The sequence below is a fragment of the Ideonella flava genome (assembly GCF_051857595.1).
Taxonomy (GTDB): domain Bacteria; phylum Pseudomonadota; class Gammaproteobacteria; order Burkholderiales; family Burkholderiaceae_C; genus Ideonella.
The window spans coordinates 1-23,214 of the sequence record NZ_JBPZHD010000001.1; the positions used below are offsets into that span (position 1 = coordinate 1).

General features: G+C 65.6%; 19 protein-coding genes and 1 pseudogene. 16 read left to right on the plus strand and 4 right to left on the minus strand.

The window, feature by feature from the left end; translation table 11 throughout:
- Positions 1-190, minus strand: a pseudogene (locus ACS5PM_RS00005) (electron transfer flavoprotein subunit beta/FixA family protein); the annotation flags it as partial.
- Positions 191-393: 203 nt separating this feature from the next.
- Here ACS5PM_RS00005 and murI point away from each other — a divergent pair.
- Entirely contained in the window at positions 394-1,245 is an 852-nt protein-coding gene (gene murI, locus ACS5PM_RS00010) for a glutamate racemase (RefSeq protein ID WP_439384125.1), read from the plus strand.
- A 21-nt stretch (positions 1,246-1,266) separates the two neighbouring features.
- Here murI and icmH read toward each other — a convergent pair whose 3' ends face one another.
- The 3 genes from icmH to tssJ form a co-directional block, all read right to left on the minus strand.
- Positions 1,267-2,052 (minus strand): type IVB secretion system protein IcmH/DotU, encoded by a 786-nt coding sequence (gene icmH, locus ACS5PM_RS00015; protein WP_439384127.1) that lies wholly within the window; start codon positions 2,050-2,052, stop codon positions 1,267-1,269.
- A 22-nt stretch (positions 2,053-2,074) separates the two neighbouring features.
- The gene (gene tssK, locus ACS5PM_RS00020; RefSeq protein ID WP_439384129.1) at positions 2,075-3,427 is read right to left on the minus strand and encodes a type VI secretion system baseplate subunit TssK; all 1,353 of its coding nucleotides are present in this window, start codon (positions 3,425-3,427) and stop codon (positions 2,075-2,077) included.
- A gap of 130 nt (positions 3,428-3,557) precedes the next feature.
- Positions 3,558-4,268, minus strand: a complete 711-nt coding sequence (gene tssJ, locus ACS5PM_RS00025) for a type VI secretion system lipoprotein TssJ (protein ID WP_439384132.1) — start codon at positions 4,266-4,268, stop codon at positions 3,558-3,560.
- Positions 4,269-4,721: 453 nt separating this feature from the next.
- Between tssJ and ACS5PM_RS00030 the strand changes: the two genes are divergently transcribed.
- The 15 genes from ACS5PM_RS00030 to ACS5PM_RS00100 all read left to right on the plus strand — a co-directional run bounded on the left by ACS5PM_RS00030 (position 4,722) and on the right by ACS5PM_RS00100 (position 23,151).
- Positions 4,722-5,285, plus strand: coding sequence for a tetratricopeptide repeat protein (locus ACS5PM_RS00030; protein WP_439384134.1), 564 nt, complete (start codon positions 4,722-4,724; stop codon positions 5,283-5,285).
- A gap of 51 nt (positions 5,286-5,336) precedes the next feature.
- Positions 5,337-5,852, plus strand: a complete 516-nt coding sequence (gene tssB, locus ACS5PM_RS00035; protein ID WP_439384136.1) for a type VI secretion system contractile sheath small subunit — start codon at positions 5,337-5,339, stop codon at positions 5,850-5,852.
- A 5-nt stretch (positions 5,853-5,857) separates the two neighbouring features.
- Entirely contained in the window at positions 5,858-7,351 is a 1,494-nt protein-coding gene (gene tssC / locus ACS5PM_RS00040) for a type VI secretion system contractile sheath large subunit (protein ID WP_439384138.1), read from the plus strand.
- A 32-nt stretch (positions 7,352-7,383) separates the two neighbouring features.
- Complete coding sequence (locus tag ACS5PM_RS00045) at positions 7,384-7,902, plus strand: Hcp family type VI secretion system effector (RefSeq protein WP_439384141.1); 519 nt, start codon at positions 7,384-7,386, stop codon at positions 7,900-7,902.
- A gap of 113 nt (positions 7,903-8,015) precedes the next feature.
- Positions 8,016-8,513 carry a type VI secretion system baseplate subunit TssE gene (gene tssE, locus ACS5PM_RS00050; protein WP_439384143.1) on the plus strand — a complete coding sequence of 166 codons (498 nt, stop codon included), beginning with the start codon at positions 8,016-8,018 and terminating at the stop codon, positions 8,511-8,513.
- A 12-nt stretch (positions 8,514-8,525) separates the two neighbouring features.
- Positions 8,526-10,373 carry a type VI secretion system baseplate subunit TssF gene (gene tssF, locus ACS5PM_RS00055; protein ID WP_439384145.1) on the plus strand — a complete coding sequence of 616 codons (1,848 nt, stop codon included), beginning with the start codon at positions 8,526-8,528 and terminating at the stop codon, positions 10,371-10,373.
- Between the two features lie 7 nt (positions 10,374-10,380).
- Complete coding sequence (gene tssG, locus ACS5PM_RS00060; RefSeq protein WP_439384147.1) at positions 10,381-11,436, plus strand: type VI secretion system baseplate subunit TssG; 1,056 nt, start codon at positions 10,381-10,383, stop codon at positions 11,434-11,436.
- Between the two features lie 53 nt (positions 11,437-11,489).
- A complete protein-coding gene (tssH, locus tag ACS5PM_RS00065; RefSeq protein ID WP_439384150.1) occupies positions 11,490-14,147 on the plus strand; it encodes a type VI secretion system ATPase TssH in 2,658 nt (885 codons plus the stop codon).
- Between the two features lie 23 nt (positions 14,148-14,170).
- Positions 14,171-17,503: a type VI secretion system Vgr family protein gene (locus ACS5PM_RS00070; protein ID WP_439384152.1), complete on the plus strand. Its 3,333-nt coding sequence runs from the start codon at positions 14,171-14,173 to the stop codon at positions 17,501-17,503.
- A complete protein-coding gene (locus ACS5PM_RS00075; protein ID WP_439384154.1) occupies positions 17,500-18,750 on the plus strand; it encodes an N-acetylmuramidase family protein in 1,251 nt (416 codons plus the stop codon). The genes ACS5PM_RS00070 and ACS5PM_RS00075 overlap by 4 nt, the downstream gene beginning before the upstream one ends.
- Before the next feature lie 9 nt (positions 18,751-18,759).
- Positions 18,760-19,437, plus strand: a complete 678-nt coding sequence (locus ACS5PM_RS00080; protein WP_439384156.1) for a hypothetical protein — start codon at positions 18,760-18,762, stop codon at positions 19,435-19,437.
- Positions 19,438-19,568: 131 nt separating this feature from the next.
- Complete coding sequence (locus ACS5PM_RS00085) at positions 19,569-19,946, plus strand: hypothetical protein (RefSeq protein ID WP_439384158.1); 378 nt, start codon at positions 19,569-19,571, stop codon at positions 19,944-19,946.
- A complete protein-coding gene (locus tag ACS5PM_RS00090) occupies positions 19,943-20,701 on the plus strand; it encodes a putative type VI secretion system effector (RefSeq protein ID WP_439384160.1) in 759 nt (252 codons plus the stop codon). The genes ACS5PM_RS00085 and ACS5PM_RS00090 overlap by 4 nt, the downstream gene beginning before the upstream one ends.
- A 363-nt stretch (positions 20,702-21,064) precedes the next feature.
- Positions 21,065-22,153, plus strand: a complete 1,089-nt coding sequence (tssA, locus tag ACS5PM_RS00095) for a type VI secretion system protein TssA (protein ID WP_439384162.1) — start codon at positions 21,065-21,067, stop codon at positions 22,151-22,153.
- Positions 22,154-22,299: 146 nt separating this feature from the next.
- Entirely contained in the window at positions 22,300-23,151 is an 852-nt protein-coding gene (locus tag ACS5PM_RS00100) for a hypothetical protein (RefSeq protein WP_439384164.1), read from the plus strand.
- The last annotated feature ends 63 nt before the right edge of the window (positions 23,152-23,214 follow it).

Genomic DNA, 23,214 nt, shown 5'->3' on the forward strand with positions numbered 1-23,214 from the left:
CGCAGGACACCGCGATCACCTCGGTGACAGCACCCTTCTCTTTCAACCGCACCGCCTCTTCGATGGCGATCTCGTCGAAGGGGTTCATGCTCATCTTGACGTTCGCAATGTCCACCCCCGTGCCGTCTGACTTCACGCGAACCTTCACGTTGTAGTCGACGACGCGCTTGACGGCTACCAGTACCTTCATGTCGCGTTGCTCCTGTGGGATCGTTGTCCGGATTGACGTTTACGTTAACTGCGGGATTCTAGTGGTTGCCCCGGAGCCGGCACGATGAAGCCAGCCCATGCTCGCCGCCATGCGCGGGTCACGCAGCACGAAGGATAAAACGAACGATCGTGCTATTTTAGACCAAGCGACTCAGATTTCACTGTCCTTGAGGCGACATTCGCATGGCCATTGGCGACGAGCCTCAACAACCGCTGGATAGACTGTGCGCCGCCATGCTCCATTCCCACCCGTCACGCCCCCTGATCGGCATCTTCGATTCCGGCGTCGGTGGTCTGTCGGTGCTGCGCGCACTGCACCAGCGCATGCCCGCGTGCCCGATGCTCTACATCGCGGATGCCGGTCACGCCCCCTACGGCGACCGCGATCCGGGCCACGTCATCGAACGCAGCCAGCGAGTGGTGGATCATCTGGTCGACCAGGGCGCCCAGCTGATCGTCATCGCCTGCAACACCGCCACCGCGTGGGCCATCGACGCGATGCGCATCCGGCATCCCCAGATCCCCTTCGTCGGCGTCGAACCCGGTGTCAAGCCCGCCGCGCTGATGAGCCCCTCCGGCCGCTTCGCCGTCATGGCCACACCTGCCACGCTCGCCAGCGCGCGTTTCGCCAGCCTGGTGGCTCGGCATGCTGCGCACTGCACCGTTCACCCGGTGCCTTGTGCCGGCCTGGCCACGGCCATCGAACGGGGTGACACCGGCGCAACGGAAGTGGAGCGCCTGCTCGATCTCTATTGCCTTCCGCTGACCCAGCTGGACATCGACACCGTCGTCCTGGGATGCACGCACTATCCCTTCGTCATGGAACGCATCGCAGCGCGCCTGGCCCCTCGAACGCAAGTGCTTGACACGGCGGATGCCATCGCCCGGCGAGTGGTCGAGCTGATGGCAGCACCCGTTGCCGACACCGGCTCCCGTCTCCTGCGCCTGTGCACCACGGGGATGCCCGAAGCCTTGCAGCGCATGGCGCGAGGAGGACTCCAGGTCGAAGCCGAGGTGGAGCAGATCCAGCTTTGAGCAGACGCCACCCGCGGACTTTCAAGGCAAGGTGATGGTGACGTAGGCCGCCTGCGGCGCGAGATTCACGATGCCCGACAGCGGCGCCAGCTCTGCCCGGCTGGCGCCGACCAGATGATTCCGCAGGCCCAGGAAGGCCACCAGACCAGCGAGCGCGAACACGCTTGCGATGACCCACAGGGGTACCTCCCGCCTGAGCTTGTGGCTCACCTGATCAGGCGGCGCCCAGTGCGGCGCGAACTCGGCCCGCTTGCCCTGGAGGTGCAGGATCTCGTCGCCCAGGCGGCCGCTGATGTAGCCCAGCTTCTCGCTGCCATCCAGCGCATGCCGGCCCTGGAATCCCAGCAGAAGGCACATGTGAAAAACCTCCAGAGCCTGGATGTGCTTCGCCCCCTCCGACCGCAACTCCTCGAGGTACTCGAAGAAGCGCTCGCCCGCCATGTGCTCGCCGAACAGCTCCAGTTGCAAGGGCTTGCGCTCCCAGCTTTCTCGGATGGAAAACTTCGAACGCAACACGACCTCGTCCAGCAGCGCGCAGAAGGCGAACTTGGCGCGAAACACATCCTGGGTAAGCAGGCCGAGCTTCTGCGCGCCTCGATCGACACGCGCCAGCATCTGCTTGACGCGATCGCGAAACGCCTCGGCCTGCGAAGGCGTGTGGCCATTGCGCAGCAGGAACAGCATGTAGAAGCCCTGGTACATCAGGTCGAGCAGGCTGCGTGGCTCGGCGATCAACGCGGTATCCGGGCGCGCCGACGGCAAGGTGGCCTGCTGGCCAAGGAGCGAGGGGGCAGACGAGGCATTCATGGTGGACGTTGGATAGGCTTGCTCAAGCGTTGTCAGCGAGGGCGAACAACTCCATGTTCAGGTCGGCGGTGCCGCTCGGCACGTAGATGGCGATCGACTGGGCCTGCAGCATCCGCTCGTACAGCGGCCCCCTGGGCTCCAGCGCGAAGTAGTACGCACCGGGCCTCACCGGAATGGCCGCGGGCACCTGGGCCGCGTGCACCAGGCGCACTCCGGCCATGGCCGACAGCACGAGCTTCTCGACATCGTCGGGCGCGCCGACCTTGAAGCGATGCGGGACCGAGTCGACCAGTTCCGACGGCGGCAGCGACGACTGAACGCCCAGGTAGAACCTGGTGTTGGCGTCGATCTTCCCGGAGTCCAGCCGGCCATGGTGGTAGGAAGGCTTGGCCTCCTGAAGCGCTATCGCGAAGCAACGCGAGGAGATCACCGTCTCGAGCAGGTCGCGGATGACCTCGTCCAGCTTTGCGAATGCGGGGCCTGACTCCTCGTGGCTGTATCGAGGCAGATCGGCCAGGCGATGGCTCTTCGAAAAGGTCATCAAGGACCCCGCCAGCTCGAGCATGCGCTCGAACAGCCTCTCCGGATGCAGCAACGGATGATGGTGAAAGTGCGAGAGGGCCGCAAAGGCTCCGCTGGTGGTGTGAAGAAGCCAGAACGAGGCGATGTCGCCCGATCGGAACTCGATCACATGCCTGGACGGCTCGCGGTGGTGGCCGTACAGCGCATCGACCTTGGCCTGCAGCACGTCCAGCAGGCGCCGGAGCATGGCTTGAAGAATCGGCGCCGCGCCCAGCGAGACGACGGGAGGCACGAAACGAATGTCGAGTTCGAAGGCACCCGTGGCCTGCCGCCTCAGGCGAATCAAGGGCATGGCGACGAGGTTGTCACGCGGCTCGGTCGCCGCCATCAGTCTGGCGCGCCGCCGCAGGACCGAGACCTCGGCTTCGGCGGCACCGGTGAACCAGTCCGCCGCCACCTCGTCGCGCTGCGCGAAGCGCACACCATCCGACGGCTCCCCTCGCCCCGCGAAGTTCGAACCGGCGGCGCGCCAGCCCGGGACAGTCAGATGAAAAACCACCTCCGATTCGCTGGCCGACAAGCCATTGAGCGACACCGGCTCCGGCAGGTCGTCCTCCGAGGGCGCGTTGTAGAGATCGCCGTCCGGCAGGATCACCCTGAGCTGCAGGATGCGCAGCATCCCGGTTGCCAGGGCATCCGTGTCGACCTGGATCTGTCGCAGGCCCCAGGCGTACGGATGGAGCGCCCTCGAGGCGTCGGCCAGGCGCGTCTCGTGGTAAGCGTCCTGGCGCTGGAAATGCTGCGGGCGAAGAAACAGCCCTTCCCCCCACAAAAGCTTGGGTGCGCGAATCAAAGCTTGTCCTCCCCTGGCGGCGCTTCGCTTGGCGGGCGCAGCCTTCTGTTTTTGCTGGCAGGTTCGAGCTTACTTCACGAAGCCCATCGCAGGACGCAGGTCCTCCGATACCTAACGCGATTGTTGATGATCACGAGCAGCGCACACCCGCCAATCGCGTGGTCTCCGGGGCCACCCCGACCGGCTGCCCGGCGGCCACGCTGAGCGCACAGGCATGCAAGCCCATCGTCAGGCCGGTCTGTGCGGCCTGTTTCGTCTCGAAGATGAAGCGCCAACGCTGAGGCGCCGGCGCGCGGAAAGAAGCCACGACAGCGACGTAGGCCGCCTCTGGCGGAACGGTCTCGACAGACTCGAACTTCTGCCCCGGCGTCAGGATGATCTCCTTCGTCTCGACCACATCCCGCATCCATTCACCCTGGGGAGCAGGCCCCTTCGGATCCTGCAGCATCTCGTACGACAGTTGCTCAAAAGCCGTCCGGTCACGTAACTTGTAAAGTCTGGCAACAATCGAAAGCGATCGACCGTCTGGCGTGACGTTCAGGACGTCCCCCGCATGCAGACGGATGGTCACCTTGCGGGACGATTGATCGGGGCGTTTCGGCACACCCTCAGGAACGGCCATCGAGGGCCGCTGCAGGCCCACCATGCCAAGCGCCGAGTCCAGTGTCCCGCCACTGCTGGTGGAGCCGCAGCCGGCGAGGCAGCCCAGCGCGAGCAGAGGGAACAGACGTAGCGTCGAAGATCGCCAGCCCCCCTTCGACGGGAGGACCCAAACGCCGGGTTGGACTCGGCCGAAGCGCGGGCGCCGGAGCCTCGATGCGCTGATCTGTGCAGTAAACATAACGTCGATGATTGTCGTACCGCAAACACACGGTGGGTGTCGCCATCCCCCATGAGGGGGTGCTGCTCGCCGTTGTCGTGTCGACACGGTCCGGCATGATGTCGCCACTTGCAAGGCACTGCAACTTCGGTAAAGTGCCGACCCACAAGAAGTCCGCGTAGTACACCCAAATAACGTTGTACCTGAGCTGACACACGCAATGACGCTTCGTTGCCGAAGGCATGACGAAGCGCCTGTTAGGGAGAACTCCTAGAAATGGCGCGCGATGATTTGCGCTGCGCAGCGCATGGCGAACGTGAAGCCTCCAGCCACGTTGCCCGACGAACGTTTTCACCTGGCGGGCGATGGCTTGCCGTCGCACGCTCCACGATGGCGACCTGCGCTGGCTTGGCCGCCCTTCTGCTGGGCGGGTGCGCGACTCCGGCCCCACCTCCCGAGCCGGCACCTGCCGTCGTGTCGCTAGAAGAGTGGCTTGCAAGAGGCGACGCAGCCAAGAAGGACGGCCTGCACGAAGCCGCTCGCGCGGCCTATCGCGAGGGCGCCAAAGCCTACCCGACCGACAAGCAACCCTGGCTGCGCCTGGCCGACGACTATTTCGGTGCCGCCGACTATGGCAACGCGGTGCTCGCCGCCCAGGAGGCCGTTCAACGCGATCCGCGCGACAACACCGCCCACAGCATGCTGGCGGTCAGCGGGCTGCGTATCACGGCGGGCTCACTGGTCGCGCTGCGAGAGCAGTCCGGCTACCCCGTCGGCTCGCGCGAAGAGGCGCTCGATGTAACTCGCCGGCTGCGCGAGGCCTTGAGCGATCCATCGCTGCTGCCTCCTGCGCCGCCCGAGACACCGCCGGCGCAGCGCAAGCCGCGCCCTGCCAAGCCAGCGATCGCTCCGGCCCCGCCGGCGGCCGGCACGGCGGTTCCGCCAACCGCCGCCGCGCCGCCTTCGCCACCGGCTCCTGCCGCTGGCGGCAAGGCACCACCGGCCAAGGGCAGCAATCCGCTGGACAAGCTCAAGTAGCCGACGCCGGCACTTCGCCCCGCCATCACCGACTCCAGGAGTAATTCCCACATGGCCAAGAAAGACAGCGTCCAGAAGCGACTCGAGAAAGTTCGCCCGCCCCGCGTGCAGCTTTCATACGACGTCCAGGTCGGTGACGCGATCGAACAGAAAGAGCTGCCGTTCGTCGTCGGCGTGCTGGGCGATTTCACCGGGCAACCAGACCCGGCCAAGGCCGCCGCCAAGCTGAAGGACCGCAAGTTCGTCAACGTCGACCTCGACAACTTCGACGATGTGATGAAGGGCATGGCGCCCAGCGCTTCATACCGGGTGGCCAACAAGCTGAGCCCGCAGGGCGGGGAGTTCGCCGTCAACCTGGAGTTCAGCGCGATGGAGGATTTCCGGCCCGAAGCCGTGGTCCAGCAAGTCGAGCCCTTGCGAAAGCTGCTGGAGGCGCGCACCAAGCTGGCGGACCTGCGGAACAAGCTGGCCGGCAACGAGAAGCTCGAAGACATCCTGGCGGACGTCCTGTCCAGCACCGAGAAGCTCAGCCAGCTGGGCACCGAAGCTCAGCAACGCGAGGAGTGAACACCATGCCCCAGGACACCGCCATCGCTGCCGCGGCCTTTGCCGCCCCGACGCCTGAAGTCGCCGGCCTGCTCGACCAGATCGTGGAGCAGAGCAAGGTCGCCCGCTCCGATGTCGAGCACGCCCGCGCCAAGGACATCATCTCCGAGCTGGTGCGCGAGGTCATGCGCGGCACGGTCGTCGTGTCCGACAACCTGAGCGTGACGCTCGATGCGCGCGTCGCAGAGCTGGACAGGTTGATTTCGGAGCAGCTCAGCGAGGTCATGCACCACGCCGAGTTCCAGAAGCTCGAATCCAGCTGGACGGGCCTGCACTACCTGTGCAAGCACACCTCCACTGGCGCCGGCATGAAGATCCAGGTCTTCAACGCGACGAAGAAGGAGCTGGTCAAGGACTTCAAGACCGCGATCGACTTCGACCAGAGCGCCCTGTTCAAGAAGGTCTACGAAGAGGAGTTCGGCACCTTCGGCGGCGCCCCCTTCGGCGCTCTGATCGGCGATTTCGAGCTGACCCGGCAGCCCGAGGACATGTACTTCGTCGAGCAGATGTCGCACGTGGCCGCGGCCGCCCACGCCCCGTTCCTCTCCGCCGCCTCGCCGGAGCTGTTCGGGCTGGACACCTTCACCGATCTGGGCAAGGCGCGCGATCTGTCCAAGGTGTTCGACACGGTGGACTACGCCAAGTGGCGCTCTTTCCGCGAATCGGAAGACGCCCGCTACGTGGGCCTGGCGCTGCCCCGATTCCTCGGGCGGCTGCCGTTCAATCCCAAGGACGGGACCACCGTCGAAGGTTTCAACTTCGTCGAAGAGGTTGATGGCAGCGACCATGGCAAGTACCTGTGGGTGAACGCCGCCTATGCGATGGGTGCCCGCCTCACAGCCGCTTTCGAGGACTACGGCTGGTGTGCCGCGATACGCGGTGTAGAGGGCGGCGGCCTGGTCGAAGACCTTCCCACCCACACCTTCAAGACCGACCAGGGCGAGATCGCGCTCAAGTGCCCGACCGAGATCGCGATCACCGACCGGCGCGAGAAGGAACTGAGCGACCTGGGCTTCATGCCCCTGGTCCATTGCAAGAACACCGACTACGCCGCGTTCTTCGGCGCGCAGTCGGCGCAGAAGGCCAAGAAGTACGACAGCGACGCGGCCAACGCCAATGCCGTGCTGTCGTCGCAGTTGCAGTACATGTTCAGCGTCTGCCGCATCGCGCACTACCTCAAGGCCATGATGCGCGACAAGATCGGCAGCTTCGCCTCCGCGTCCAACGTCGAAGAGTTCCTCAACCGTTGGATCCGCCAGTACGTCGTCGAGGATGACAACGCCACCCAGGAGACGAAGGCAGCCTATCCCTTGCGGGAAGCCAACGTTCAAGTCTCCGAGGTGCCTGGTCGTCCCGGCGTCTATCGGGCCGTGTCGTTCATTCGGCCTCACTTCCAGCTCGACGAGCTCTCCGTCTCGCTGAGGCTCGTCGCCGAGCTGCCTGCATCCCAAAAGGGATAAACCCCAACAAAAGCCCAAGGAGGCCCTAAGCCATGAAGGACATCTACGTCAAGTTCGACGGTGCCACGGAGCTGCAAGGCGACAGCACGGACACCAAGCACGCCAACGAGATAGAAGTGACCTCGTTCAAGCACTTCGTTCGTCAACCCAAGTCGTCCAGCGCCTCCAGCGCGGGCGGCCACACCGCCGAGCGCACCGAGCACGGCGAGATGCTGTTCACCAAGGACATCGACCGCGCCAGCTCGAAGCTGTTCCGCGCGGCTTCGGCCGGCACGGTGTACCCCAAGGTCTACGTCACCTTCTACCGCGCCTACGGCGGCAAGTCGTCGACGCAGACGTCGCAGTCGCGTGTCGACTACTACAAGGTCGTGCTGGAGGACGTGGTCGTGTCCTCCGTGGAGACCAACATCGGTGATGGCGAGCTGCCGGCTGAAACCTTCGGCCTGAAGTACGGCAAGATCACCTGGGAATACAAGCAGCACAAGATGGACGGATCGTCCGCCTCCACCGGCATCGCCGGCTGGGACCTGCGCCGCAACGTCGCCGTCTGACGCCGCACGCCGCCTTTGGCGGCGCCATGGCACACGGCCCTTCGCGGGCCGCGCGCTGTGCAACGAAGCGGCCCCTGCGGCCGCTTCTTTCGTTTCCCGCATCCACAGGCGACATGAGCCACTACGCACCGTCCCTGCTCGACAAGCTGCTGGGCACCGAGGGAGCGGGCCTCTCCAAAGGGACGCACCTGCGTCTGAGCGTCGACCAGATCAAGGAGTCGGTCGCTCGCGACATCGAGGCCCTGCTCAACTCCCACCCGGGCCTGAGCGAAGAGTCTCTGGCCGGGTTTCCCCACGCGGCCAAGTCGCTGCTGACGCTTGGACTGATCGACATCACCTCGCTGTCGATGGCCAGCGACCGCGACCGCCAGCGCGTGAAGGACGCGATCCGCCGCGCTCTTGTCGAGCACGATCCGCGGCTGCGTGAAGTGGACGTGGACGTGCGCCCTTCCCCGCAGGCCAGCACCTCGCTGTGCTTCACGATACGCGCCAAGTTGATGCTGAATCCCGACGTCGAGCCGGTGGCCTTCGACGCCGTCCTGCAGCGAGGCTCCAACCGCTACGACGTGTCGCGCAGCGATCGCCGCGCGGCCCGCGCCTTGCAGCCCTGACCACGATCGGTCATGCAAGAGCTCCTCCCCCACTACGAGCGAGAACTGGCCTTCCTGCGCACGCAGGCGGACGACTTCGCCCGCCAGTTCCCTCGCATCGCCGGCCGGCTGTCGGTCAGTGGCGAGGTGCTGCAGGATCCACACGTCGAACGCCTGATCCAGGCTTTCGCCCTGCTCAGCTCCCGCATCCACAAGCGGCTCGACGACGACTTCCCGCTCTTCACCGAATCGTTCCTCGAGCTGCTGTACCCGCACTACCTGCGGCCCTTCCCGGCCTGCTCGATCGCCCAGTTCGATGCAGCAGCATCGCTGGCGCAGTCGGCGAAGGCCAGCCGCGTCGAGCGTGGGACGGAGCTGTCCACCCGCCCGATGCGCGGTGTCGCCTGCCGATTCAAGACCACGCAGGCACTCGATCTGCTGCCAGTGCGCCTGGTGGGCGCGAGCTTCCGGCCGGCGATCAAGGCACCGGATGGCACGCGCGTCCCACGCCAGGCGACGGCGATGATGTCGGTCCAGCTCGAGCTCGTCTCGGCGCAAGCCACTTGGGCCAGCCTGGGCGCCGGCGCCCTGCGCGTCTACCTCGACGGCAGCCCTTCCCAGGTCACGGCCATTCGCGAAACACTGATCGGCCGCGCCCTGGGAACGCTGGTCCAGACCGGCCCGCACGGCGCCTGGGCTGCAGATGAGGCGGCACGCCCCCGCCTGGTGGGTCTGGCCGATGACGAGGCGCTGATCGACTTCGACGCGCGCTCCCACCCTGCGTACCGCCTGCTCACCGAGTACTTCGCCTTCCCCGAGAAGTTCAACTTCATCGACCTGCCCTTGCCCGAGGCGGCGCAGCGCGCCAGCGGAGCCAACCTCGCGCTGCACTTCCCCCTGGCCGGTCTTCGCAGCGACAGCGATGAAGCCCGCCTGCTCGAGCTGACCGAGGCGCAGCACCTGCAGCTTCATTGCGTGCCGGTCATCAACCTCTTCTCGACACGGGCCGATCCGATCCGCGTCACCCACACCGCCACGACCTATCCGGTTCTGCCCGATGGCCGCCGCGCCTTCGGCCACGAGGTCTACGCCATCGACCGGGTGTACCGCGTCAGGCAGTCGGCCGACGGCGAATCGATTCAGGCCTTCCAGCCCTTCTACTCGCTGCAGCACCGCGGCCTGCTCGCCGATGGCGAGGGCGCCGGGCGCTACTGGTTCAGCCAGCGCGACAGCGTCACTGCCGCGCGCAGCCCGGGCTACGAAACCGAGATCGGCATCGTCGATGCGTCGTTCGACCCCGCGTTGCCGCAGGCCGAGACGCTGTCGATCGACGTGCGCGCCACCAACCGTGACCTGCCGAGCCAGATGAGCATCGGCAACCCCGGTGGCGACCTGTTCGCCGAAGGCGGAGGCCTGTGGAGCGAGATCCGCCTGCTGCGCAAACCGACACCGGCCTACCGTTTCGAGCGGGACCGCGGGGCCCTGTGGCGGCTCATCTCGCACCTGTCTCTGAACCACCTGTCGCTCACCGGCGGCGGAGTCGATGCCTTGAAGGAGATGCTCCGCCTGTACGACCTGCCGCGAAACGCCGAGAACGCGCGGATGCTCGACGGCCTGTCGGCGATCGAGTTCGTCCCCGCCAACGCCTGCCTGCCGGGCAATCCGTTCCCGACCTTCGTGCGCGGCACCGAGATCCGGCTCAGCGTGGACGAGCAGCATTTCGTCGGCAGCGGCCTGCAGCTGTTCGCAAGGGTGCTGGACCGCTTCTTCGGCCTGTACGTCCACCTGAACAGCTTCACCCAGCTCAAGGTGCTGTCGGCGCGCACGCGGGCCGTGCTGGTGGAATGCCCTCGCAGAAGTGGCGACGGGCCCTTGGTCTGAGGTACCGATGACCCATCGCAGCCCAGTCGAGCAGTTGCTCGCCACGCCCCAGCGCTTTGGTTTCCACCAGGCCGTGCGCCTGCTGGGGCGGTGGCTTCGTGGGCGCCAGGGTCTCGGGCCACGCGCGGTTCTGCGCTACCGCAACAGCCTGTCGCTGTCCTTCCCGGCCAGCGAAATCGCCCAGTTGGCCGTGCGCCGCCACGACGACGAGCCGGGCGCGGGCAGCACGATTGCCGAAGCTGTTGAACGCATCGATGTGACACCGGCCTTCATGGGCCTGCTCGGCGCCGGTGGAGCCTTGCCGCTGTTCTATACCGAGCTGCTTTCCGCACGCGAAGAGGCGCCACACCGCGATCCCGCGGCCCGCGCCTTCCTCGACATCTTTCAGCACCGTGCCGTCAGCCTGTTCCACGAGGCTTGGAACAAGCATCGGCTCCCATTGCAGTCCGAGCGCGAAGGCGAGGAGCGCTTTCTGCCGATGGCGCTCAGCCTGGCAGGCGTGGGGCAGGCTTCACTGCGCTCGCGCCTGCGACCGGATCGCGGCGGTGTGGCCGACCATGCCCTCGCCTACTACGCCGGTGCTCTGCAACAACGCCACATCGGCTCGACGCAGATGCAGCGGCTGCTGGCGTCGTACTTCGACGTGCCGGTGGCAGTGAAGCAATTCGTCGGGCGGTGGTTCGCACTCAATCCGTCGGACCGAACGTGCCTCGGCCAAGCCAACGCCACGCTGGGCGGTGCCGCCGTCGTCGGCGAGCGGGTGTGGCAGCGTGACCTTCGCCTGCGCATCACGCTCGGCCCGCTGGACGAGGCCGAACATCGCCGCTTCCTGCCCGGCGCTGCTGGCGCCGTCGCCTTGCGAGAGCTGCTGACGCTCATCAACGGGGTCAGCCTCGAATACGAGATCCGGCTGAGCCTGCGCGCCGACGCAGTCGCCACGGTGCACCTCGGCGATCCGCCCCAAGGCGCGGCTCGCCTGGGCTGGAACAGCTTCCTGCAGTCGCGGCCCAGCCCGCGCGACCGCAGCGAGGCGGGTTACGACATCCACGCCGTCCCGGCCTGACCTGCTGCGCAGCCGCTCCGACCTCCATCCTCTGCCTTCTGCCCTCCGCCCCGATGAGCTCCCACCTGAAGACCCTCGTTTCCAAGCTCAACACTTGCTGCCGCACGGCTGCCGAGCGGGCCGCCTCGATCACCATGTCACGGGGCCACTATGAAGTCGACCTGGAGCACCTTTTCCTGGCCCTGCTGGAGCAAGCGCTGAGCGACTTCGCCATCTTGTGCAAGCGCTTCGACGTGGTCTCAGGCGGCCTGCAGGCAGACCTCGAGCGAGAGATGGCCCGCTTCAAGAACGGCAACACCCGCACGCCGGTCTTCAGCCCTCATCTGCAGACGCTGTTCGAGCATGCCTGGCTCATTGCCAGCATCGAGGCCCACGACGCTCGCATCCGCAGCGCCCACCTGCTGCTGGCACTGCTCACCGAGCCCGGCCTGTCTCAGCTGGCATATCGCGGCAGCGCGCTTTTCGCCCGTTTCCGCGTCGACGAGCTGAAGCACAAGCTGGCCGACGTCACCCGCGGCTCCGCCGAAGCGGCGGAAGCAGCCGCACAAGCCACCCGCGCCATGGCAGAAGACGATGCCGCAGGCGAGCCAGGCGAACTCGCGAGCCGCACCGCCACGCCAGCCCTCGACCAGTTCACCACCAACCTCACCCAACGCGCCCGCGAGGGCCGCATCGATCCCGTCATCGGCCGCGAAGCGGAGATCCGGCAGGCCATCGACATCCTGATGCGCCGCCGGCAGAACAACCCCATCCTCACCGGCGAGGCGGGCGTGGGCAAGACGGCGGTCGTCGAGGGCCTGGCGCTGCTCATCGCCGCGGGGGAGGTGCCGGGCGCCCTGCAAGGTGTGCAGTTGCATGCGCTGGACATGGGCTTGCTGCAGGCCGGCGCCAGCGTCAAGGGCGAATTCGAGAACCGCCTCAAGAACGTCATCGAAGACGTCAAGCGCAGCGCGCACCCGATCGTCCTGTTCATCGACGAGGCGCACACCATGATCGGCGCGGGGGGCCAGGCCGGGCAGAACGACGCGGCGAACCTGCTCAAGCCCGCGCTGGCCCGCGGCGAGCTGCGCACCGTCGCCGCCACCACCTGGAGCGAATACAAGAAGTACTTCGAGAAGGACGCGGCGCTGGCCCGGCGCTTCCAGGTCGTCAAGGTCGAAGAGCCGAGCGAGCCCGTCGCCGCGGCCATGCTGCGCGGCATGGCGCCGCTGATGGAGAAACACTTCAAGGTGCGCATCCGCGACGAGGCCGTGACCGAAGCGGTGCGACTGTCGGCCCGCTACATCAGCGGCCGACAGCTGCCGGACAAGGCCATCGGCGTGCTCGACACCGCCTGCGCGCAGGTTGCGCTGGGCCAGAGCGCCACGCCTGCCGCCATCGACGACATCGCCCGCCGCCTGGAGCGCCTGGCCGCCGAGCAACAGGCGCTTGAACGTGACGCCGCGGCAGTGTCCGCAGACGGCGCCGACCACGCCGTCCGGTTGGGCGCACTGTCGGAAGAGCGCGCCACGCTCGAAGCCCGCCTGGCCGCGCTGCGTGAGCGCCACGGCCATGAGCAGGCACTGGTCGAGCGCGTGCAGGCGCTGCAGGCGCAAGCCGAAGCTGCGCCGGATCCCGCTGCGCTGCGTGCCGAACTGCAGGCCACGCTGCAAGAGCTGCGAGGCGTGCAGGGCGAGCAGCAGCTTGTCCCGCTGGAGGTCGACGCCCAGGTCGTGGCCGGCATCGTCGCCGCCTGGACCGGCATCCCGCTGGGCCGCATGGTCAAGGACGACCTGCAGACCGTGCTCAAGCTCCGGCCCCTGCTGGAAGAGCGCGTCATCGGCCAGAGCCATGCGCTGGACGCCATCGCGCAGCGCGTTCGCACCAACCGCGCCAACCTGGAAGACCCGAACAAGCCCAAGGGCGTGTTCCTCTTCGTCGGTCCCTCCGGCGTCGGCAAGACCGAGACCGCGCTGGCCCTGGCCGACATCCTCTACGGGGGCGAGAAGAAGCTCGTCACCATCAACATGAGCGAGTACCAGGAGGCGCACTCGGTGTCCGGCCTGAAGGGCTCGCCGCCCGGCTACGTGGGCTACGGCGAGGGCGGCGTGCTGACCGAGGCAGTGCGCCGCAATCCGTACTCGGTGGTGCTGCTGGACGAAGTCGAGAAAGCCCACCCCGACGTGCTGGAGCTGTTCTTCCAGGTCTTCGACAAGGGCGTGCTCGACGACGCCGAAGGCCGCGAAGTGGACTTCCGCAACTGCCTGATCATCCTGACCAGCAACGTGGGCTCGGCGCAGATCATGCAGGCCTGCCTGAACAAGCCCGCGGCCGAGTATCCCGGGGCCGACGAGCTGGCCGAGGGGCTGCGCCCGGTGCTGTTCAAGCACTTCAGGCCCGCCTTCCTGGGCCGCATGAAGGTGGTGCCCTACTACGCCATCGGCGACGAAGCGCTCGAGCAAATCATCCGGCTGAAGCTCGATCGCATCGCCCAGCGCGTGCAGCTGAACCACCAGGCCCGCTTCGACTACGACAGCAAGCTGGTCGAGGCGGTGCTGGCGCGCTGCACCGAGGTCGACTCCGGTGCCCGCACGGTCGACCACATCCTCAACGGCACGCTGCTGCCCGAGATCGCGCTGCAGGTGCTGCAGCGCATGGCAGAGGGCCAGGGCGTCTCGCGCATCAAGGCCAGCGCCGCCAAGAGCGGTGACTTCAAGTACGCCGTGCAGTAACGCGGCAGCCGCCCGAATCCTCCATGGACGCCCTGCTCCTGCCCACCCTGCCCTCGCCCGCTGGCCTGGCCGCGCAGGCGATGTCCCGCCTCGGCCTGGCCCCGCACGACCAGGCCACCCGCCTGATCCGCCTGCACACCCCGCTGGGCGCCGAGCTGCTGCTGGCCGAAGACCTCAACACCTGGGAGGCGGTGCTGCCGCAGGCCGGCCCCGGCGTGGCCGCGCTGGCCGGCCGTCTGGGCCAGGCCACTTCGGCCTGCCGCTGGAGCGCGGCTTCAGCCCACTTCGTGCACAGCGGCGCCCTGGCCGGCACCCGCGTCGTGCTGCACGCACTGTGCGCCGATGCCACGCTGGACCCGCAGTCCCTCATCGGGTTGCCCGCGCTGGTCGAGCTGCTGTGCCAGGACGCGGGCCTGCGCCCCTGGCACGGCCACATCGCCGCGGCCGCCTGGCTGGGCGCCGACGGCGGCTTCGCCCGCCTGCGCCTGGTCGTCGAGCCCTGGCTGGCCTGGCTCGCCCAGGGCCAGGATGCGCGGCTGCACCAGGACCTGACCGTGCCGCAGCTGATCGACACCGTGTTCTCCCGCCGCAGCGGCCAGGCCCTGCCTAACGAAGCGAGCCTCGCCCCGGCCTGGCGCTGGGCGCTGTCCGACCCGGATGCCTACCCGCAGCGCAGCCTGTGCGCCCAGGCGCACGAGAGCGACCTCGCCTTCGTCCTGCGCCTCATGCGCGAGGAGGGCCTGGTCGCCTGGTGGGAGCACGCCGCCGACGCCGCCAGCCCCACGCTGGGCGGCCACACGCTGGTCATCGCCGACCACGCCAGCGCCCTGCCCGCCAGCGAGCAGGCCACGGTGCGCTTCACCGCCAGCGACCACACCCTGGGCGAAGACAGCCTGACCCAACTCGCCGACACCCGCCGCGCGGCCGCTTCTCGCATCGCGCTGACCAGCCGCGACTACCGCAGCGGCGATGCCTCGGCCTTGGAGCACCGGCCCGTGGGTGCGCTGATGCAGTCGCTCGCCGGCACAGACGACGCATCGCCTGACGCCCCCGACCACGTGCTGGTCGACCACCCCGGCGCCTACGCCTACCCCAGCCTGGCCCACGGCCAGCAGCGTGCCGAAGTGCAAGCCCAGCGGCAGCAGGCCGCCGCCATGCGCAGCGTCGCGCGCGGCCCCTGGCGCCGCGCCCAGGCCGGCACCTGGTTCACCCTGGCCGGCCACCCGCGCCACGGCTTCGGGCTCGGCATCGATCCCGCGGCCAGTCCGGGCGAGTTCGTGGTCCTCGCCGCCCAGCACCGCGCCCGCAACAACCTGGCCGCCGACGAGCGCGCCCGCGTCTGGGCGCTGGACCAGGTGCTCGTGCAAGCCCTGGCCACAGCGGACGGCACAGGTGACGCCGTGGCCCTCGCTGCGCTGCACGGCGATCCCTCCCGCCATCCCGACGCCGACGAGCGCCTGCACGAGGCGGCGCTGCTGCTGCAACCGTTGGACGCGCCGCTGCGCCTGGCGCCCGAGGCCGGTGCCGGCAACGACCTGTTCGTCCACCACGCCAGCGATGCCTTCGGACAGCCCGACGCGCGCGTGGACAACGCGGCGCCGGCATCCGCCGCGGCCACCGCCCTGGTCGTGGGCGCTGGCGAGCCGGTGCACACCGACCGCGACGGCCGCATCCGTATCCAGCAGCACTGGCAACGTGGCGCGGACGCCTCGCACCGCCTGACCCACCCCGACGGCACCGACGACGCCCCTGCAGGGCCCGCCAGCCACACGTGGGCCCGCGTCGGCCAATGGGTCGCCGGCGCCAACTGGGGCTCGGTGTTCACCCCGCGGGTCGGCCAGGAGGTGGTGCTGACCCACCTGGGCGGCCGCCTCGACCGCCCGCTCGTGCTGGGCGCGCTGTACAACGGCAGCGGCACCCCAGACGCGCAAGGCAACGACATCGCCGCCGGTGCCGCCGGCGCTTCCGGCAACGCCCCCGCCTGGTTCCCCGGCACCGAACGACCGGATGCCGAGGACAGCGTCGAAGGCCACGCCCATGACGCCGTGCTCTCGGGCTGGCGCAGCCAGTCCCTAGGCACCAGCGCGCACGGCCTGGGCGGCTGCAACCAGCTCGTCTTCGATGCCAGCCCCGGCCAGGCCCGCCTGGAGCTGGGCAGCTACGCCGACCCGGGCGAGCCCACCGCGCGGCTGCAGCTGGGCCACCTGCGGCACCAGGAAGGCAACCAGCGCCTGGCTCCGCGCGGCCACGGCCTGGACCTGGCCAGCCCCGACCACGGCGCCATGCGCGCCGGCGCCGGCCTGCTGCTCAGCGCCCATGCCCGATCGGCTTCCACCTCCACCGGCCAGCAGCTCGACAGCCGCGAGCCCCAGCAGGATCTGCAGACCGCACGGGACCTGCAGCAGGCCCTGGCCACCACCGCCCAGCAGCACAACGCCCGGCTCGGCACCGAGCCAGCGGTGGCCAGCGGCTCCGCCACCCAGCTCAGCGCGCAGCTGCCCGTGCAGTGCGGCCTGCACGCGCTCAACGCCAGTCTGCAAGGCGTCGCCTGCTCCGACGGCAGCGCATCCAGCGACGCCAGCGACGGATTCACCCCCATCGACGGGGGCCACGGCAGCGTCGCCGCCTGGAGCCGCCCCGACCTCGTCCTGGCCGCCCCCAGCGGCGTGCAGCTCGCCACCCCCGCGAACGCCATCCTCGCCGCCGGCACCCACTGCAGCACCACCGCCGCGCAGGACATCAACCTCGTGGCCCAGGCCTCCCATGCCCTCGCCGCCCGCGACGGCCTGGTCCTCTTCACCTACGGCCAGGCCAGCAACCCCAGCAAGCCTCTCACCGAGACCGGCCTCGCCCTGCATGCCGCCTGCGGCAGCGTGCACTTGAGCCTCAACAGTGGCGCCGCCGACATCGCCGCCGATCAGTCCGCCGAGTTGGTCTCTACCAGCGCCAACCTTGCCGCGCTGAGCCCAGAGTCGCTTCAGCTCGCCGCCTCCGGCGCCGCCATCGAGATCCAGTCCGGCTCCATCGACCTCAAGGCGCCTTCGCCTATCGAGGTGCATGCGGGGATGAAAAACTGGACCGGCGCAACGGCGAACGTTACGCCCCAACTGACATTGCCGAGTGCGATGCACGTGGAGGCGCCACAGGACCGACTCGAATTTCAGCCGTACAAAATCTACTTGTCAGCTGGCCCAGTCAAGCAAGTGGGTGTACTAAACGCACAAACCCTTCGCGTCTACACCTCCACGGCCGAGCGGATCCGATGCGAAATCGGGACTGGCGACTGGGATGTTGAAGAAGAAGGCTACAACGAAAGCGATGTAGATCAAATCCAAGACTCGCTGGTGCCAGTATGAGCTCAAAGACACCCACCGGAAAGAAGACAGCAGACAAACCGGTTCCTCCGAATCCCATTGTCACGGCAAGCTTTGTCATCCTCGATCGATTAAAACAACCGATTCAGGGGCTCACCGTCAGAGTGACCTCCAAGACAATTGACGTCACGGGCACCACTGATGAGCACGGTCTCGCCATAACCATCGAGAACGCCACCCGCAACGAAGAAATTAGTATTTACGTCAAGAAACGAAATGGCGCCTTCGAACTGAAGCGCAAAGTTTCGCCCAAATACGATATCAATACATATACCATTCGAAGCCCTGAGCTTCACCTCGAAGCGACGACGAAGCTCACTCCAAAGGAGGAGCTCGAGGAGGACCTCCCCATTCCTTCCATCCGCGAGGGTGAAGTCTTGACGTCAGCGCGTCTCTTCGGTGACTTGGCCCCTTTCATCGGGGCGGCACAAATCGTCACAGAAGTGGGTCAAGTGACAAAGGATTTTCCGACCAAGACCACTAAAAAGAATGCCGATGCGGCGACGGGAAAGACCACGAACGAGATCACCGTCGAACATCACTACAGAGTGGTTAAAACAGAGAAGCCAAAGGTCATCGTATGCGCACTGCTTGGCAGCAGACTGAACTACCCTACGCATTTAGACGTCTCGATGGAGGTGTACGCGAGCATGGCAAAGGAGTTTGGATGCGAGATTGCTGCGATCCGGGCAGTTGCCGAGACAGAATCGAGCGGAAAAGGATATTTTGAGAACGGACTCCCAAAAATCCTTTTTGAAAGACATCGATTCTACGCATTGACGGACCCAAATCGAAATGCAAAAAAGGGTGCCGCCAAAATCACTCACCCATTCAGGGCGTACGCAGACATCTGCAATCCAATCCCGGGCGGTTACTCAATTGAAGAAGCCGAGTATGCGCGCCTTGTCAAGGCAGCAAGACTCAACCGAGATGCCGCCATAATGGCTTGCTCATGGGGTTCATTCCAAGTTCTCGCCGAGTATTATAAACAGTGCGACTTCAAGTCCCCCTACGAACTCGTTGATGCATGCATGAGGTCCTCCGATGGCCATATCGCGCTGTTTAGAGGATTTCTCAAAATGCCCGAGAAGAAGAAGGCCATCGAAGCGCTCAAAAGCAAGAACTGGGAACAATTCACAAAATACTACAACGGCGGGAACTGGGAAAAGCAGAACCCCGACTACCCCAAGCGAATGGCGACATACTATGAAAAGTACAAGGAAAACTGAGGCTTACCAATGCTAAGACTCGTCGCCCTACTCGTCCTTTCAACGCTCAACTCGATTGCATTCGCGGCAAACCTCCTTCAGTTTGACGTAGGAGGCTTGGTTATCACCCGCACATCGACCGGAAATATTAGCGGCTACTATGTAGGAAGATCCGATGAGTCCTATATCTCAAAGAAGGGCGATGCCATTCATGTCTGCCAATTCTTGTTTCATGGCCTGCTAATTGACAAAAGCGAAGCAAAACTGTCAGCGTGGGAAGTGGCACTTATTCCACCGCAGGAAAATAGACGTGCCAGTGGAGCAATATACATACAGGATGACCGATGGATCATTCAATTTCGCCCCATTCCAAATGGCTGTCGAAGCAAGCCAGACGGTGATCAATTTGCCGTGCGGAGTTCATCGATTGATGATGCGACCCCAACAGAAGAGCAGGGTCTGCACGCCAAGCTGATGAGAACGACTCCGGTACTTGGCATTAGAGTTTCAAAAACAAGGGCCCCCATTAAGATCAAGCCAAGCGCAGCGTCAAAAATCATTCAGGAAGCCGCACCGGGCGATATATTTGTCACCTTCGGCTCCCAAGGGAAATATAGTCGCATAAGACACATTGACGGCGAAACGGGCCGCATCGTAGAAGGCTGGATGGAAACCGCGGCGCTAGTCGACCCCTTTCCGTCCCACTAAAAGCAAGTTGACACCGCGAGCGCAAGTAATCCGCCCCGTCGCCAACCTAGTTTAGCGTCGTCGCTTCCGGGTATGTAGCAGCTATGGACTTCGGGGATGGCGAGAAGGCGCGCCATTCCGAGGATTACCGAATGGCTACGCTCTACTACGTTCGCTTCTGGTTTCAAGGCACGAGCGCCGCACTATCCGTCATGACGGCTCTGTCTTACTGCTCACCACTGATCGAGACATTCGGCAAGCGCTTCGGCGAGCGGCTCGTTGGGCAAGCCCTTGGCTGGACCGCCAAGCGTGTTCCTCTGGCCCGCGCAGCACTCGTATTCGCCAAGCCTAGAGGTCTCGATCTTTCTACTGGCGTGTCCGCAATTATTTGGTACTTCGACGATGGCGAGCTTCAGAAGTGGTGCGACCGTTGCGCCTTCGGCAACAAGCGAAAGGCAATGGCTGACGCCTACACAAACGCCGACCTTCAGCTGCAAAGGTTCGCCGAGGCCCTAAAGGAAGCCGCATGACATCGCCGCGTCTTCGCATGATTTCGGGTGTCGTCTCCGATGTGCTCATTCACAGTGGCGAGGAAGAATTTGTTCGCAGTCCGAGCCAGCGAGCAGCCGGTGGCGCAGCTGCGGGACTGGCAGCCATTGGTCTCGCCGGCGCTGCGGCAGGAGCCTCGATTGCGGCGGCAGCATCAGGCGATCCAGTCGAATTATTTACCTGCAAGATAGGTGGCGAGACGGTATCCGGAGGGTTCTCCAAGGTCTCCTTTAAAGAAGGCGACGAACTCGACATGGTTCAAATCAACGAATTTCCGCACGATCTTATTCTGGCGGCTCGCCGACGAGCGGACAGATTACTTTGGATGGTGCCTCACTGTTCGCGAGGGACAGGCGCGCACCGGACATTCTCTCTCCGCCTGTTTGCCTGGATAGCGACCTTGTCGTTCATCCTAGGCATGCTGTGGTACTTGGGCTTCGCCTTCTTTTCGAACACGGGAATCGAGATCGACGGGCTTGAGTTTGTGACACCTATCTGCCTTGCGCTGGCTGCCACGACAGGGCTGTACTACGCCATTCGCTTCTTCTTTCAATGGCGCAACACCGCACGCCAGGCCGAATCAATCTTCGCTACGCTCGGCTACCTCGATCCCCCATACGTTGACCTGGAACGCGACCACAAGCTGTACTGCAAACTCAACGGCATCAAGTGGCCGTATCCCAGTGATGGGCCGTGGATCTATCACTACCTTGACAAGTCAGTCGAAGGAAAATGAATTGGTAGGCGCCCGCCGGAATCAAGGAATGCCGAAAGACTTGCCATAGGCCATCTCGTTCCGCGGCTTGTCCATTGAGTCCGGACCCGGCGGCACACGGCCTGCACCCCGTGTTCCTGGTGTTTCTTCCGCTGAGGGGCGTGGTGCTTGTTCGAGTCGACGATCTGGAAGGAGGGCGTACGAGATCCCATCAAAAGGCGCCTACTTGGCAACCAAGGGTGATCAAGTAACGGACCAGCTGAACGCGATGCAGCTTTGACCCACGCCACACATGCGGCGATGAGGATGGCAACCTGAGGTACCCAACTGATGGAAATCGGAAGGAGCCCTGAGGCACCTCATCAAAGCAGACCAAACATCTCCATGCACCACACCGACTTCCTCACGCCACTCGCCTCATCGTCCCCCTGCGGCGAAGACCTCAGCTTCTCCCCCGAATTCGACGCCATCCAGGAGATGCGCCGCGCCGACGACCCATCGCTCGACCAAGGCGAGTGGGTCACCGACCTGAAGGTCGCGGACTGGCCGGGCGTGGCGCGCACGTGCGAAGAGCTGCTGAGCACTCGCACCAAGGACCTGCGCGTCGCCGGCTGGTTGGTCGACGCCTGGGCCCGCTTGCGTGGCTTCACAGGTCTACACGATGGCCTGGCGCTTTGCGTTGGCCTCGTCGAGCAGCACTGGCACCACCTCCATCCGCTGCCCGATGACGGCGACCAGGAGCAGCGCATCGGCAATCTCACCTGGCTGCTGGCGCGTGTCGAGGAACTGGCGCGCCAGGTGTCGCTCGCCACGCCGACGGCCACCGGCTTCAGCCTCATCGACCTGGAGGCCACGCGCGCCGCCCGCGCCCATGGCACGGGCACGGACGCCTCGGCTCGCGCGGAGCAAGCAACCAAGGAGCTGGCGGCGATCGCGCGCGCCATCTCCAGCGCCGGCTTGGCGGCCTTCGATCTGCAGCGCGCCGCCATCGAGGGTTGCCAGGCGGAACTGGTGCGGCTGCAGGCGCTGGTGGACGAGCTGCTGGCCCACACCAGCCCTTCGTTCGGCCCCGCGCGCCGCGCGCTGGAGGCCGCGCGTGATGCCTGGCTGCGCCTGGGGCGCGACAGCGGGATCACCGCGGCAGAGCCGGGTTCGGCGCCAGCCAACGGCTCAGCGCAACAGGCCGCGAGTGCCGAGCCTGCGTCCGGCATCGTCGCGACAGCATCGGCTGCACCCGCTATGCCCGGGGTGCTCACCAGCCGCTCCCAAGCACTGCACCAGCTTCGGCAGGTAGCGGATTACTTCCGCCGCACCGAGCCTCACAGCCCAGTCACCTACCTCGCCGACAAGGCCGCGCGCTGGGGCGACATGCCGCTGCACGCCTGGCTGCGCGCCGTCGTCAAGGACAGCGGTGCCCTGGCCCAATTGGAGGACTTGCTGGGTATGGAGCGTCCGCCGGCCGAGTCGAATTGACGTCCCCGAGCGGAAGCGCCACGACCACACAGATTCGCCGTACACCGGCGTAGGCGGGCCAACGCGTTGCCGCATCGCCTGCCTCAGTGCGCATCGCGCCCCTCTACCCACTGCCATTTGATCGATAACCACAGAGAGGAAAAACGTTGGATCAACTGCTCACGGTACTGGGTAACTCTCATTTCGAGGCATGGGTCGCTGGCCCCCTTCTTGGAGTCATCATGGGTGCGGTATTCGCGGGATTGGGCAAGAGGCCCGGGGGCGCCTCACCCAGCGACGTGTCGCCGTCAAAGGCAAGGGAGGACCTTGAAGACTCAGCGCCCAGGTCCTCCGGATCGGGCCGGCAGGTTCACCACCATCACTATCACCACGGGCGGCCGAACGACAGTGACCCGTCTTGGGTCATAGCGGTTCTCCTGGCTCTCGGCGTAGCACTCTTTCTCTTTGCGGCATACCTGCCGGAGATCTCGGACACGCTGTGCATTTCAATCGCTACGGTCTCGACCTTCGCCGTCACGGCGGCAGCGGTTGCGCTTCTCAGTGGGAGATTCAACACCGTTGATTGGTGGGTGCATGCTGTCGCGCCAGCACTAACATTGGTGGCGTGTTTGTGGGTAACCACCATCGCACGCAATGCCGTAAGCGACGATGTCGTGCACTACGCGAAGGGGTTGCTTGCCAGCCAGCCTGGTTCAGTAGGGGGTGTGATCAAGGGCGCAATGACGTTCTTTCGCGCCATCAAAAGCGAATACGTGCAGTGGATGCTCTTTGACATGCTGGCCTTCGTGCTCCTCTTCGCATCCACGATCCTGTGCGCATTGCAATGCTCCTACTACGTTTCTCTGGCAAATGTGCGGGATGGCGGCGGAAGCTTCTGGCAGCACATTGCGCGGATGACGACCCCGTTCGGCGGCCTGCCGACATTGGGCGGCGCTGGAGTGTTGCTCTTCGCTGCATGGGCGTTGGCGTCAGGCGAGGTGTACCAACTGACTCGCTAAAGCCTCGCAGATTCGGGCAAAACTACGACGTGCTCCTCTCGTCGGGCCGGCGCTCCTTGGCGT